Source organism: Streptomyces sp. NBC_01622 (assembly GCF_045209635.1).
Lineage (GTDB): Bacteria > Actinomycetota > Actinomycetes > Streptomycetales > Streptomycetaceae > Streptomyces.
Genome location: NZ_CP109293.1, coordinates 7,982,274 through 7,996,973, shown reverse-complemented (window position 1 = coordinate 7,996,973; position 14,700 = coordinate 7,982,274). Strand labels below are relative to the sequence as shown.

Genomic DNA, 14,700 nt, shown 5'->3' with positions numbered 1-14,700 from the left:
GTCGTCGGGCGCTCCAGGTTGTCGTACCCGTACGACAGCACCGTGCCGTTGCCGTCGGTGGTCGTCAGCTGCTGGCCGTCGTCGTACACCGTGGAGGAGCCGCCCGCGTCGGGATCGGTCGTCGTCACGCGCTCGCCGAGCCAGTTGTACGTGTAGGTGGGGAGGTTGCCCTTGGCGTCGGTGATCTTCGAGAGCTGGCCGCTGCGGGTGTACTCGTACACCGTCGTGTAGGTCGAAGGGCCGAACTCGACCACCTTCGACACCTGGCCGTACACATCGGTGTAGGTGTTCGTGCGGTCGCCCGCCGAGGGGACGGTGGTGGTGTAGTCGCAGTGGTAGTTGGTGATCGTCTGGCCCTGGATCTGCGGATCGCCGTCGACCAGGATCCGTGACTGCGTGGTGCGGCCGGCGTAGTCGATGAGCAGGTCCGTGTACGACGGCAGGCTCGCCACGGTCGGCAGCACCATGCCGCTGCCCGCCGCGGAGCTGTTGTAGAACGCCGAGGAGGTGCCGGTGACGTTGCCGGAGGTGTCGCTCAGTCTCGAACGAAGATGGTCGAGGAAGGCGCCTCGGCGTTCCGCGGTGAAGAGCAGTCCGTGGCCGTCACGTTCGATCTCACGCAGCCCCGTCACGCCGAACTCGGTGGCGTTGTGCAGGTATGCCACTCCGGCCACCCGGCGCCCGTGTTCGGCCACAGCGCCGTTGAAATTGACGAGGTATTCGCAGTAGCGGCGCACTTGCTCGATGGGGTTGAGGACCGGATGAGCGTAGGCGTCGACATGACACAGAGTGAGGTCGTCCTCATGAGGCAGTGCCTGGCTCCACTGCTTCAGCTCCACCCCGACGTAAGACGGCTCTCCCGTGACCGGGTGTACTCCGGCGAGCACGACGTCTGCACGCTTGCTGTTCAGCGGGAGCGAATACTCCAGCATGACTTCTGCGTCGCCTAGGCCGGCGTCATTCAGCGCAGCAACCAACACAGGGATGCTGCGCTCCCAGGAACGCATCTCCGAGGCGCCAGGTCAATAGCCGTGCATATGGACGAACTGGTCGGTGAGGTGCAGGAACAGCGAACCGTCGAGTGCCATGACGGCGACCGTTTTCGCGGACGCGCGGAACAGCAAGGACTTCCCCCAGGCAGCACGAAGAGACTCGTACGGGTGGGGGCATGTCCTTCAAGACTCTACCGGGGTGGAGCGGAAGCCCGTCGGGCCGCGTTGACGATGTGTCTGAGGGTACCTGGCGGTACCGCAGTCGTACCGGTGGTCACAGTGGCGGACCGGCTTCGCGGACGAGCGGTTTGCGCAGGAGTCGCTGCGGGAGGCACGGGCAGCTCATGCGCTGTGGCTGAGGTACCTGGAGCAGCCGCGGCATCACCTCAGGAGGTAAGAGGCTGTTGGCAGCGGCGCTCGACCGGATGCGGTACTGGGTCGGGCTCGCTAAATGCCTGCTCGGCCCCAAAACTGACGCCTTTGCGCGACTCCTGGCGGACGCCCAGGCACTCATCGTGGACGCACAACGAACCGCACAGATTCGGAAAGCACTCGCGCTGCAGACTCCAGATCCGCCAGCCGCCTCGCCAGCGTCGATTCGGCGAGCCTGGGTGGCAATGCATCCGCGAACTTCAGCCCTTTGACCGCCCGCTCGTCGACATCCGGCAGGCACAGATGGTCCGGGGCGGTGGCCGAGACCTGTTTCCAGGCGTCGGGGCTGAGGTCCTCACGCAGACGGATCCAGCAGTCATTGATCTGTTGGGCAGGTACGGCGTCCTCGGCAAGCGTCGCCGCGAGCGTGGCGTTCGCCCGATGGCCTGCCCATGTCCACCACTTCACGTATCCGCCCGAGCCACGGGTGATCACCGTGCCTCCGGGATGTACCTCCTCCGTGAAGTGCTCCCGTGCTTCGGCCAGGTACTTCTCCGCACGCGCCGTGAGGTCTACCGGCGGGTTCGCCCCGAGGAGCACTTCCCGGACCGCGCGCATCAGTTCGAAGGAGATACCGAAGTCGAGTCCGGCACCGCTCCACTTCGCTCTGCCACCGCCGTCGACGGGTTCGACGAAGCACCGCTTGCGCTTCCAGTCGATGTAGGTGACCTGCCAGCTCCGCCCGGCCAGGAGCAACCGCCTTGGTCCGTCGATCCGTTCGGTGAGCAGACTCGGATCAGTCCTGCCGATCTCCCTGCGGCCTTGCAGCACGGTGAACTGCGGGGGCGCGGTGAACACCGCCGTGAGGTTCATGAAGTGCCGGTGCCCGAAGCGCCGTTCGGCTTCGGGGCCGATGAACAGGAGTCCGCCGTCCTGGTCCAGGTAGCCGTTGTCGACCAGGTGCCGGACGATCGGCTCGGCGGACTGGCCGAACGCGCCGAGGCCGTTCCACCACTCCTGCCAGAGACGGTCGCCGACCTGCGGTTCCTGCAGGCACAGCGCGAGAAGCTGCTGGGCCACGATGTGCCGCGGCTCCGGCGGAGCGACGACGGGCTCCACCCAGCCGCGCGACCACTGCATGAGGAGGGCCGCAGCTCCGAGGAGTCCACTGCGGTCCAGCGCGAGGAACAGGCAGTTGCGTGACGTTCCGGGCCTGCGTCCTGTACGGCCCAGCCGTTGCAGGAAGGAGGCGACGGTGAGCGGGGCGTCGATCTGGATGACCCGGTCCAGATCCCCGACGTCGATGCCGAGTTCGAGGGTGCTCGTGGAGACGATGACGCAGTCGCGGGCCTCGGCGAAGGCCTGTTCCGCACGTCGGCGTTCGTCAACAGACAGGGAGGCATGGGAGAGGAATGTGGTCACCCCTTTGGCACGCAGTTTCTCGCCAAGTTCCTCGACGAGCCTGCGGGACTCGCAGAAGGCGAGCCGTTTCTCGCCGCGGTGCAGAGCCGCGATCATGGTGGCGGCGTTGTCGACGGAGCCCACGTAGTCGAGCTGGATGTCCGCCGGGGCCGGCGACGCCGCTGCCGATGTCTCCGGCTTCGGATCTGCCAGGTGCGGTGCCACCACCGCGGACGGCTGCTTCCCTGCTCCGGATCCCTGCAGCCACAGCAGCAGCTCGTCCGGATTTCCCACCGTCGCGGACAGTCCGACTCGCTGGATGGGACGTCCGACGACACGCTGTAGCCGCTCCAGGACGGCCAGCAGATGCCAACCCCGGTCGTCTCCGGCGAAGGCGTGCACCTCGTCGACGACCACGGCACGCAGTCCCGAGAAGAAGGACGTGTGATCGACGTTCGCGCTGACCAACATCGCCTCCAGCGACTCCGGCGTGGTGAGGAGGATGTCTGGCCGCGCGGCCAGGATCCGCTTCCGCGCGCCGGACGTGACGTCCCCGTGCCACAGGGCGGCCGTGCGTCCGAGCCACGAGGTGTACGTCTCCAGCCTGGGCAACAGGTTGTTCAGCAGCGCCTTGAGCGGACACACGTAGAGGACGGACGTCCCCGACCACTTCTGCTGCACCATCTTCGACAGCAGCGGAAACGACGCGGCCTCCGTCTTGCCTCCGGCAGTGGGAGCCAGAAGGAGCGTGTCGTCACCCGCGAGCAGCGGTCCGATTGCCTCCTCCTGCAGAGGGCGCAGTCCGGGCCAGCCGAGCGTGTTGACGACGTGGTGGACCAGTGCGGGTTCGAGGTCGTCGATGCCACTCACGGCATCTCCAGGTCGATGTCTTCCGCGCGTGCGGCAGCCGCGTTGCGTTCCACTTCGGTCAGCTCGCCGTCCGAGATGGTGAGCGCGTAGTGCTTGCGTGGATCGAAGTCCTCGAACTCGTCCACCCGGTCGAGCACATCGGCGACGAGTTTGCGAAGGAAGACGCGGGGCGCGACCCCGACCTTGCCCCCGAGTCCGCCGGTCACGGCAGTGGCGAGCTCCATGAGATACGCGTCGTCCACCTGCCGCACGACCCGTTCCGGATGCCGGGCAGCGCCCACGTACAGGTCGCGCACGCGTCTGCCCAACTCACCGAGTCGCTCCAGGTCGAAGCCCGCGAGCCGAAGTTGAACCGCCCTCGGAGAGTCGAAGCGCGGGTCAGTGGTGAAGTCGGTCGCCAACCGCTGCGCGAGCGGCGGAAGCCGCTGCGCGCCCTGCTGACCGTCGTAGAAAGCCGGCGTCCCCGTGACGACGAGGAACAACCCAGGGAAGCGTCCCGCATCGATCTCGTCGAGAAGCTGCCGCAGCGCGTTGAGTCCCTTTTCCCGTACATCACCGCGCACGCGCTGAAGGGTCTCGATCTCGTCGAGGACGACCAGCAGACCTGGGTGGCCGCAGTCCCGCAGCACAGTGAGCAGACCCTGCAGGAAGCCGAGCGCCGCGAAGTGGTCGAGGTCGCCCCGCACCCCGGCGGCCCGGCGTGCTGACGCGGCGACGGATTTCTGACCGCCGAGCCAGGCGATGAGGGCTTCCGCAGTCGGCGCGTCGTCGGCTGCGACCGCGCGCCGATACCCACGCAGGGCTGCGGCGAACGCTGGTGTGGTGCGGGCTACTTCGGCAAGCCGACGCTCCATCAGCGCGTCGGCGGCTTCACCCAGCGCCGCTTCGTCCTCCTCGTCCACGTCCCCGTTGTCGAGGACCTCCTCCTCCAACGTGTAGAACCATGAGTCGACGATCGCGCGCAGCGCACTGGGCTGATGGGTCGCCGTGGACAACCGCTCGGTGAGCCGGCGGTACACCGTCTCCAGTCGGTGCAGAGGTGTCTCCGTCTCGGAGATCTGCACCTCGGCCGTGGCGAGCCCGGCGCGCTTGGCCCGTTCGGCGAGCCAGCGTGCGAAGAAGGTCTTGCCGGATCCGTACTCGCCACGGATGGCGTGAAAGGCGGCTCCGCCCCGCGCCACCGTGGCCACATCCTCGTCGAGGGCACTGGTGAACCGGTCGAGTCCGACCGCGAAGAGGTCGAGCCCGGAGTGCGGCACGGTGCCCCGGCGCAGTGCGTCGACGACTTCCCGCCGCCGGACCGCGCTCACGTCGGGCGACGACGTCACGTTTTCTCCTTCGGGAAGAACTGGTCGCGCAGCAGGGTCAGTTCGAGTTTCACCGTGTGCCCGGTGTCGATGAAGCCGAGGACGGGGTAGCCCTCGATGTTGAGCAGCCGCTGCAGGGTGGCGATGAACCCGTCGATGTTGCGCCGCACCCGCCCGGTCGCCGAGATGGCCCCGGCGAGGGCGGCCGGTGACATGGTGCCGCCCGCCCCGGCCAGCGCATCGATGACGGCCGCCACGACCTTGCTCTCGGGGGCCTTGCGTACGTACTCCTTCTGCGCCTCGTACACCTCGCTGGCAACCACACGCTCGCCTAGAGAGGCGGGGGCGGCTCCGTCCACGGCCGGTACCACGAGGTCGTCGGCCGCAAAGAGCCCTTCGCCGGCCGGCTGCTCCTTCAGCTTCCCCCGCTTCGGCTTGCGCGGTGCCTCCTGCCGTACGACGGTCTCGGGCTGCCCGCCCTTGTGAGGAGCCCACCAGCGCGGGACGGCCTGCTCCCGAGGCAGGGCCTCCCACCCCCTCGGCACCAGGTCCCGGTCGGACACCAGGACAAGCAGCGGCACGGTGACCTCCGCGAGCGAAGCTCCGCCGTGGTACCCGGCCCGGCGGCCGGTGTAGCGGATGTCCTCCCGCCAAGGCATGACGATGGAGCCGCCGCCCTCCAGTACGCGGGGCCCGGACAGCTGGACCTCGCCGTCCTTAGCCACCCCCGTACGCCATCGGGCCGAGCCGGGCCCCTGACCCTCGTCACCCACGGGTCCTTCACTCGCGCCCCGCTCCAGCACGTGCCCGTGGTCCGCGACGAGTACGACCGGACGCCCGTACCCCTTGGCCGCCGACAGCAGTTCCCGCAGGTATGTGACGTCACCCAGACTCCACTGGGTACGCCGCCCCTGCTGTCCCTTGTCGAGGGCGTCGTCGATGGTGTTCAGCACGACGCCAACCACCGCCTCCGAGGCGAGCGCGGCCATGATCTCCTCGGAGAGGAACCTTCCCGCTCCTCCCTCTATCCCGGCCTTGTGGAAGAGCAGGGCGTCGAGTCGCCGCTGCCTCCAGAAGGCGGCGAAGCCCGAACTCTCCTTCGTCTGCCCGCCCTTGACCGCAGTGCCGGTGAGAAGGGACGCGCGGCTGACCTCCGTGACCGAGGGGAACATGGACACCGCGGCCATTCGCTGCGGCTCGTCCGCCGAGCCCGCCTCCCTGGGTACGATCTCGGTCCAGCCCTCGCGCTCGACTTCCTCTCCGAGCTGGGCCGCTACCGCACAGCTCATGCCGTCCAGGACCAGGACGAGCGGAGCCGTGTCGCCGGCCAGCGGCCTGACCGCTTCGGCCAGTACGTTCTCGACGACCAGGCAGCCCCCGGGATGGAGGGCGGTGGCGTTCGGCGTCCAGGACATCAGCCTCCGCGCGAACTCCTCGTCCAGCCGCTCGCGCCGCTCTCGGGCCGCCTCGTACAGGGCACTGAGGTCCTCGCCCGTGGCGGCGTCCCCGTCGGGGTCTCCGGCCCACAGAACCACGAGCGCCCGGTCCGCCCAGCCCCAGTCCCCTGCCTGGTCCCGCACTCCGGCCGCCACCGACGCCACCGCGGACCGCGGAAGAGCCAGCCAGCGGGCGATCCGTACGGCCATCTCGGCCACGCCGACGCGTTCCGTGTTCAGCCGGGCCAGCATGTGCGCGTTCAGTTCGGCCAGGGCGGCTTCTCCCGCTGCGGGGGAGGTGCGGGCCGCTGCCGCCACGTGCCGCAGCTGGGCCGTGAAGCTGGACGGCAGGAAGCGGTTGGTTTCGAGGGCCGTTGTGAGTCCGGCGCCCTCGGCGAGCTGGTCGGCGCGGTCGAGGACAGCGAAGACCCGCGCCCGGGCGACCGCGTTCTGCCGAGCTTCGCCGATCCAGCGGATGAGGGCGCCTTCGACGGCCTCGGTGAAGGACTGCAGCTCGGTCCGGCGCGGCATCACCTGCCCGAACAGCCCGCCCACGGCGAGCACGACGTCCGGGCTCGCGGCTTGGTCGCGCAGGACCGCTCCCAGCAGACCGAGCGGCATCGCGTCCTGTCCGCGCCCGGTCTCCGCCAGGGACATCAGGACCTGTGCCGCCGGGCCCGTGGTCTCACCCAGCCACTTCTTCAGCTCGTCCCGTTCGGTCTGATCCAGCTCCGCGAAGCGCAAGGGCCCTGCGGGCGTACGGGACCAGGTGAGCAGGGCGTCCAGATCGACGACAGCCCCCGACACAGGGCCCGCCTCGTCGTCGCCGTTGCCCAGCCCGAGTCGCGCCACAACCAGGGCGCGCAGAGCCGCGTCCCGCGTCAGGACGGAGCCCAAGCGCTTCCAGCCCTGGGAAGGCTCGGCGTCGAGCAGCGCCTCCAGCAGCCAGCCCTCGTCGTACATGCGCGGGTCGAGTCCGGCTGCTCCGAAGCGCTGCATGACGATCTCGGCGTTCTCCACCGTGAGCGTCTGCCGCCGTACCGCCTGCCCGCGCAGGTCCCAGCCGATCTGGCCGTCGTCGACGCCGGTGGTGACGACGAGGAGGTCCGCACTGGCCGCCTTGTCCCGGTGCTTCGTCCACTCCTCGAGGATGCCCAGGACGGACGCCTGGTGACTGACGCGAACTCGCCGCGTCTCCTCCCCCGTCCGCACGGTGAACTCCTCGGGCGCGCCTGCGGTGTAGCGCCCGTGCACCAGGACGAGCCGCCGGTCCCCGAGCCCGGAGGCGTGCGTGGCGAGCAGGGCCTCGATGGTGCGACGGCCCACCTGGGGCAGAGCGGCGGACATCAGCGTCCGGCCTCCTGGCCGTCGGTGGGCACGGGACGCCAGGTGACCTGGATGCGCGTGCCCGGATGGGTGGCGAGGTACGACCTGATCTCCTCCTCCACATCGGCGACCGTGGCGGCGAGGGTTGCTTCGAGTCGAGTGGGCTCGACGACATGCGGGGCACTCGGCCGTACGTCCTGAGCAGGTACGTCGACAGTCCGCTCGCCACCGTCGAACTGCTGGGGCGCGCCCTCCGTCACGCCAGGCCCCGACTGGACCACCGGCTGCCCGTGTTCCGTGAAGCTGACGTCGCCCGCGGTCGGCTGTGGTTGCGGTGCCACGGGCTGGGCCACCTGCGCCAGACGTGCCACTTCGTTGACGAGGGCCAGCGCCTGGTCCTGGAGCTGCTGCAGCACCGGGACGAGCGAGCGGGCCTGCTCATGGTCGTTCGCGGTCTCCTCGACGACGCGGGCCAGCCGTGCCGCCCGGTCCCCCACGTTGTCGTCCCGCCCGGCGAAGGCGCGCACGCTGCCGAGCAGCTTCCAGTTGGTGTCGTCAAGGGCGGCCAGCACCTCGGGGGCCTGCTTGAGAGCTGCCCCGATCTCCGGGTCGGTCACGTCGTATGCCACCGCCGCGAGCTCGCGCACCGCCACGGTCGCATCGTTACTGCGGGCGAGCCGGGCCACCAGGTCCGCCGCGGCCTTCATGGACTTCATGCGGGGAGCGTCCGCGCCCTGCGGTCCACGCAGCCCCAGTTCCTCGGCCCGCTTCTGCAACACGGCCCGGACCCCGCTCACGGCGTCCCGGTGCCTCTCAGTCACTTCCCGTACGCCAGTGGCAAGTTTGGAGACGTTCCGCGCGAAGAGCACGGGCGGCACGGGAACCCCGAAGATCCTCCCGGCCCGTTCGCGAGCGGTCGCGAACTCCTCCTCGGTCGGCAGCTCGACCGCCCGCAGACCGTAGCCGGCACCGATCTTGTCCAGCTCCGGGGCCTGCTGCAGCACCGAGGTCTGGTACACCCACGTCCGGTCGTCGAGCAGCGCGTACGTCGCGATGATCAGGTTGCTGACGTTCTTCTCCAGGCCGGTGAACCCGAGCTGGTCGATCCACTTGCGGACGTCCTCGACGGACAGGTCCGTCCCGGCGTGGGCGTCGGCGGCCTTCTGGTTGATCCGCAGTCGCCAGTCTCGGCTGACGTTCAGCGGACCGTCGTGCACCTCACCCAGCCCAAGCGGGTGCACGATCTTCTTCACCATGGCGAGTTGGTGGCTGTCGACGACGACCCGGCGCTCGCCGCTCTCCATGGCCCGGCCGATCCATTCGAGCGCGGTCTTCAGCTCGCGCAGGGTGACCGGCTTGCGGGTGAGGGCGGGGTCGAAGTCGGGGTGCTTCGGATAGAGCACGGCGAACATCTCGTCGGCGAGGGCGTAGAGGTTCTTCTCGAAGCCGACTCCGGGCTCAGGCTTCTTCCGCGTGAAACCGGGCCGCAGCGACCACAAGTGCTGGTCCGCCGGAACCTCGGCTCCGATGTTCGCGGCCTCCGCCTTGCTGATCCCGTACAACTGCTCAAGAACGGCGGAGAGTTGGGTGGTGAGGTTGTCGCTCTGCGCCTTGAGCTGGTGGCGGATCTGGATCCGTTCCTCGGTCGAGCGGGTGGCGGTGACGTCGTCGAGCCGGTCGCGCTCCAGCAGATAGTTGATCTTCAGGAGCCGTCCGAGCTGCCGGGCCCGCTGCTCGGAGAGGAAGTCGGGCAGCCAGACGATGGTGCTCCCGGTCCGCCCCGACCGCTTCAGGGCCTCGATCCGCTGAACGTCCTCAATGGGCGAGCGCTGAGGCTCGTCGAAGGGATAGTCCAGTACGAAACGGATGTTGCCGTCCATCTGCGGTTCGAACTGCTCGTCGGGCAGATGCGGATCGCGTACGTTCCCGAAGACGAACTCGGCGGTCCGCTTGGTGCCCCGCCAGACGATCTCGCGCTCGCACACGAACGCCTGGGTGTCCCGGATGCCGAACGCCTCCCACAGCTGGTCCTTGACCCACTGCCGCCGCTGCCCGACCTTGTCCGCGACCCCTTGGACCTCTTCGAGCAGCGGCTCGACGTCCAGGTCGGACAGGTGGAGATGGAACACCGGGTCGGCGTCGCCCTCGCTCCTCAGCTCTCCGAACCCCTGGGCCTGCAAGTCTCGCAGCGCCTTCACCGCGATCGATCCGGCCGACCCCACCCGTGCCCGGATCGTGCCGTGATTGAGCGCGGCGAGACGTCCGCCGGTCAGCCGCGCCAGAGCCGGCACATTGGGGGCGAGCGCGCCGAGCAGAAGCGTTTTGACGAGCCGGTCGTCCCGCCGGTAGCGCGGATCGTCGACGGACCCGTACTTCTCCAGCAGATGGGCCCGTACGCGCGCGTGGAAGCGGTGCGCGATCTCGGACTCCCTGCGCAGCTTGGCGGTGAACGCCTCGCCGGTGCCCGACGCTATGACGTCCCACAGGTCGCCGAGCGGGATCAGCTCCCCCATCCTCAGGTCATCGCGACGGCGCCGCAGCAACTCCTGCACCAGCTTCAGACCGGTGCGTTCGCGCTGGAGCGCTCCGGAGAGGTCCACGAGGACGTTGAGCAGCGCGGGTGACAGCGGATACAGAGTGCGGAAGTCGTCCCAGGTCGCCGAGGTCCGCCCATGTGCGTCCAGGAGCACCTGCCGCACCTCGTCCTTCGACGACTCGACCAGCGTGAATGCCTCGTCGCGGGCCGCTTCCATCCCGGGTTTCGGTTCCAGCACGCGGCGCTTGATGATCTCGACGAGGTTGCTGTCCTCCAGGTTGACGACGTCGACGCGCCCGGCCAGGTACTCGATCTGCTGCTCGAGGTTCTGCACCTCGGCGCCGGCCACGTCGGAGCCGATGAGCTGCGACAGGTCGCGCTGACGCGAGATGAAGGACACGATCGGCACAGGCCGGTTGGTGTCCCCGGACTCGATCAGTTTGACCAGCCGCTGCACCTGGTCGCGTACGAAGTCCTGCTCGCCCATGTGCGCCTGGAGCCAGAGGATCAGCTCGTCGAGGAACAGCACGATGCCGTCGTAGCCGAGGGACTGGGCGTGCCGGGAGATGACGGACAGCCCGTTCTCCAGTGGCACGAAGGCGTCCTTGTCACCGCGGGCTCCCTGCGCGTACGCAGCCATGGGCCCGGAGAGCAGCGCGGACACGAGTGCTTCGCGGTACGGGTCTCCGGCGGGCGCGTCGAAGGCGCGGGTCAGGTCGGCGGAGGTCCAGCTGCCGGCGGCCGGGGCCGCGTCGTCCGCGTCGAGCAGGTCGAGGTCGTCGTCATCGCCGTCCGCGCCGACGGCACCACCGCCCGGCGCCACCGCGGCGGCTCCGTCTCCCAGCCACTGCACGAACTTCGCGTCGTCGGCGAGGAACTCCCGCTGCCTGCGCGCGTCCGCGAGCGCGGAGTCGGCCCGGTAGACGGCAGGGGTCGGCTTGTCGGAGTGCAGGGAGCGCACCGCGTGCACGTACCCGCCGAGGAGGGCCGAGTCCAGGTCCGTGGAGCCCACGAGGTGGTACGGCACCGTGAGGAACCGACTGTCGCGCAGCCAGTCGTCGTGCTCGGCGATGACCTCTTGCAGCCGGGGCTTGGAGCGGGCCGCCGCGTTGTTGTTCAGGACGGCGTGCAGCACGGTCAGGAAGTGGCTCTTACCGGCGCCGAACGATCCATGCAGGTAGGCGGCATGCGAGTTCCCCGACCTGACCGCCGCCCCGACCAGCCCGAGCGCCCTGCGGAAGGCCCCTTGCAGCTGCTCGGTGACCACGTACTCCGCGACGCGGGCATCGGTTTCGGTGAACCCTCCGGACAGCTCGACCTTGAAATCGCCGGCATGGACGTCTTCCTTGATGTCGATGACATCCTTCAGGAAGAGCTCGCTGGTGGGCATCCGGCTCTCGTTCCCTCGCTCGGCAGCAGTCGGGGTGCATTGATCTCACGCGCGACGTCCAATCTTGCCAGTCTTGAGATGCCTTGTGCCCAGGCCAGACGTAAGTTCCGTGACGCAGGTGTCACGTTGAGCGACTTGTGCGGGCGAAATCGTCGCGGAGGGCAATGGATGAGCACCTCACCGTGATGTCCGCCTTGCTGTAACCCTGCCGACGGCCTGGCCGAGAACCGCTTACGCCCGCATACGACCGTCTTGCGCTCCCTTTTGACCGGCTCCGACACTCATGACCAGCGGGACGTGCTTCATGACCGTGAGGGGGACCCCATGGGGGGCGACGGGATCGAAGGCTTACTGCGCGACCGGTTACTGATCATGGTGAACGACAGGTCGGCGATCGGCCTGCTGCCGCACATCGACGGAAACGCCGGAGGCCTGCTTCTCACCGGCGCCGATGCAGCGTCGCGGTGCCGGAACATACGCAACAGCTACCCGGACACAGTCGTGGCCGTCGACCACGGCGGCCACGAGCACCGGGTCGCGACCGTCGACCGCCCCTTCGGCTATCAGGCGGCCGACGGCTGGCACTCGCTGGACTTCTCCGGCCTGGAGGAGGTCCTGAACGGCCAGCTGGCCAACAAGGCGGCGTTCGCGGTGACCCCGACCTGCTTCATACCGCCGGACGAGGACGGTGACGCCCGCGTCCTGCGTGCGGTGATCGCCCAGGCCAACCGGCTGGAGCGGACGGACACGGTCGTCCTGCTGCCGTGCAGCTACCGCTGGCTGCGGGACGAGTCGCTGCTGCACCTGGTGGCGGCGGTTCGGGCCAGCCGACACCCCGTGGCGCTGATCATGCAGCACTACAAGGACCCGTTGGAGCGGGTGGGCGTGGCCGAGGGTCTGCGCGTGCTGTGCCGCTCGTGCCCGCGTCTGCTGTTGTGGCGCACGGACCTGGCGGCGTTCGACGCGCTGGCGCACGGGGCGCTGGGCACGGCGGTGGGAGTCACCGCCATGCTCCGCCACGGCATGGATCCGCGCCGCAAGGGCCGGGGCTGGCGGCCGTATCCGGTGGTGCTCGTCCGCGAGCTGCTGAAGTACCACCGGGTGGAGGTGCTCCAGAACTGGTTCACGCGCGTCGATCCGTGGACGTGCGGGTGCCCGGTGTGCGAGGGCGCGGAGTTGTCGCGGTTCAGCGAGAGCAACGCCGACGTGCGCGAGTCGCAGCGGCACAACACGTGCCAGTTGTACGCGCTGCACGACGAGTTGATCTCCGCCGATGCGGGCCGGGACCGGCTGGAGTGGTGGCGGCAGATCGTCGACGACGCGGTCGCCCGGCATCACCTGCTGACCTCCGACCTCGGGGAGGAGGTCGCACATCCTCCGGTGCTGCACTACTGGCAGCGGGCGAGCCCGCCGGCGGTTCCGATGCCGTGAGGGTTGCTGGTGGTGTTCTCAGTTGTTCAGGAGAGGTCGATCTCGGCCCAGACGACCTTCCCGGGTCCTGGGCGGTCGGTGACGCCCCAACGGGAGGCGAGGGCGCCGACGATGACAAGGCCACGGCCGTGGTCGGCGGTCGTGTCTGTGGCACCGGTCGCGGGCACCTGTCCGGCGACGGGGCGGTCGCCGCGGGCGTCGGCGACCTCGATGCGGAGCGCGTCCATACGGTGCTCAAGGCGGAGGGCGAAGTCGCGGCCCGGTACGCGTGCGTGGAGTACGGCGTTGGCGGCCAGCTCGGCGACGACGAGGGCCACGGTGTCGGAGAGGTCCGAGCCGAACGGGACGCCCCAGACGTCGAGTTGGTGCGTGGCGAGGTGACGGGCGAGGCGGGCACCGCGCCGGGTGGCGCTGAGCTGTTGGAAGAACATACGTACGGTGACGGCTGGTTGGGCCTGAGGTGCGGTCATGCGGTTCAGCGTCGCGGGAGGGAGAGCGCCTCAACAGGTACGACACTGGTACAGCCGCGACTGGGTGGGTTCACGGAGTGGACAGGGTGAGTGACGCCCCGTAACCATGGGTGGGTTGATGTCCCGGTGGCGTACGTGGGAGGTGGGCCGGGCATGTTGGACGGCGTCGTGAGCAGTGAACCGGAAGTGTCGGACGGCCTCAAGAGCTTCGGCGCGGTCCTGAAGGCGTTGCGGGAGGAAGCGGGCCTGACGCAGGAGGAGTTCGCACCGCTGGTGCGGTACTCCGTGCATGCGGTGGCCAAGATGGAGCAGGGGAAACGGTTCCCGTCGATGAGGTTCATCGAGCGGGCGGGGGTGGTTCTTCAGGCGCCGAGGGTGCTCAAGGCGGCGGCGCGACATCTGACGCGGAGGCAGGGGCTGGCGTCGTGGTTCGTGCAGTGGGCGGGGATCGAGGAGGAGGCGATCTCGCTCTACGCGTATGAGTGCCGGGCTATTCCTGGGTTGCTGCAGCCGGAGGCGTACGCACGAGCGGTCTTCCTCAGCAGCTTGCCTCCGCTGACTGATGAACAACTTGAACGGCAGGTCGAGGCGCGGCTCGAACGACAGCGCCTTCTGTCCGAGAAGCAGAACGTGGCCTTCAGCTTCATCGTCGAGCAGGCGCTGCTTGAACGCCGGACGGGCGGAGACGAAGTCACCGGCATCCTCATCGACTACTTGCTCAAACAGGCCGAACTCCGCAACGTTCAGCTTCAGATCATGCCTCTGCGACAGGACGATCACGCTGGTCTCGACGGCCCCATGTACCTGGCCGAGTCTCCGGAGAACCAGTGGTTCGGCTACTTCGAGGGCCAGCAGGGGAGTGCCCTGATCACCAGCGCGAAAGACACCAGCGCCCTCCTTCAGCGCTATGGCAAGATGCGCTCGCAGGCCCTCAGCCACGAGGCGACCGTGGGCTTGTTGAAGGAGATGCGAGGAGCGCTATGAGCACCACCGAGCTGACTTGGTTCAAGAGCAGCTACAGCGGAACACAGGGCGACAACTGTGTTGAGGTCGCCATGGCCGGAGCCGTCCACGTTCGCGACTCCAAGCGGAAGGAGGGCGAAGATCTTGCCCTCTCGCCCACGGCGTGGTCGAAGTTCATCGCCTATGCGGCTGACGCCCGAGTCTGA

The 14,700-nt window shown here is 68.7% G+C and carries 8 protein-coding genes and 1 pseudogene; 3 read left to right on the top strand and 6 right to left on the bottom strand.

Features of this window, described 5'->3' with window-relative positions:
- Window positions 1-530: 530 nt before the first annotated feature.
- From OH768_RS36965 to OH768_RS36945, 5 genes and pseudogenes are all read right to left on the bottom strand, one after another.
- A pseudogene (locus OH768_RS36965) lies at window positions 531-1,124 on the bottom strand (ATP-binding protein); the annotation flags it as partial.
- A gap of 378 nt (window positions 1,125-1,502) precedes the next feature.
- The gene (locus OH768_RS36960) at window positions 1,503-3,635 is read right to left on the bottom strand and encodes a DEAD/DEAH box helicase (RefSeq protein WP_406460331.1); all 2,133 of its coding nucleotides are present in this window, start codon (window positions 3,633-3,635) and stop codon (window positions 1,503-1,505) included.
- Window positions 3,632-4,963 (bottom strand): BREX system ATP-binding protein BrxD, encoded by a 1,332-nt coding sequence (brxD, locus tag OH768_RS36955; protein ID WP_406460329.1) that lies wholly within the window; start codon window positions 4,961-4,963, stop codon window positions 3,632-3,634. The genes OH768_RS36960 and brxD overlap by 4 nt, the downstream gene beginning before the upstream one ends.
- Entirely contained in the window at window positions 4,960-7,725 is a 2,766-nt protein-coding gene (gene pglZ / locus OH768_RS36950) for a BREX-2 system phosphatase PglZ (RefSeq protein WP_406460327.1), read from the bottom strand. The genes brxD and pglZ overlap by 4 nt, the downstream gene beginning before the upstream one ends.
- Window positions 7,725-11,630, bottom strand: coding sequence for a PglY protein (locus OH768_RS36945; protein ID WP_406460325.1), 3,906 nt, complete (start codon window positions 11,628-11,630; stop codon window positions 7,725-7,727). The genes pglZ and OH768_RS36945 overlap by 1 nt, the downstream gene beginning before the upstream one ends.
- A gap of 324 nt (window positions 11,631-11,954) precedes the next feature.
- Here OH768_RS36945 and OH768_RS36940 point away from each other — a divergent pair, with 324 nt between their 5' ends.
- Entirely contained in the window at window positions 11,955-13,061 is a 1,107-nt protein-coding gene (locus OH768_RS36940) for a hypothetical protein (RefSeq protein WP_406460323.1), read from the top strand.
- 26 nt (window positions 13,062-13,087) lie between these two features.
- On the opposite strand, the gene OH768_RS36935 is transcribed toward OH768_RS36940, so the two are convergent.
- Window positions 13,088-13,531: an ATP-binding protein gene (locus tag OH768_RS36935; protein WP_406460322.1), complete on the bottom strand. Its 444-nt coding sequence runs from the start codon at window positions 13,529-13,531 to the stop codon at window positions 13,088-13,090.
- A gap of 153 nt (window positions 13,532-13,684) precedes the next feature.
- Between OH768_RS36935 and OH768_RS36930 the strand changes: the two genes are divergently transcribed.
- Window positions 13,685-14,515 carry a helix-turn-helix domain-containing protein gene (locus OH768_RS36930; RefSeq protein ID WP_406460320.1) on the top strand — a complete coding sequence of 277 codons (831 nt, stop codon included), beginning with the start codon at window positions 13,685-13,687 and terminating at the stop codon, window positions 14,513-14,515.
- Window positions 14,512-14,700 (top strand): DUF397 domain-containing protein, encoded by a 189-nt coding sequence (locus OH768_RS36925; protein WP_406460319.1) that lies wholly within the window; start codon window positions 14,512-14,514, stop codon window positions 14,698-14,700. Before OH768_RS36930 ends, OH768_RS36925 begins: the two co-directional genes overlap by 4 nt.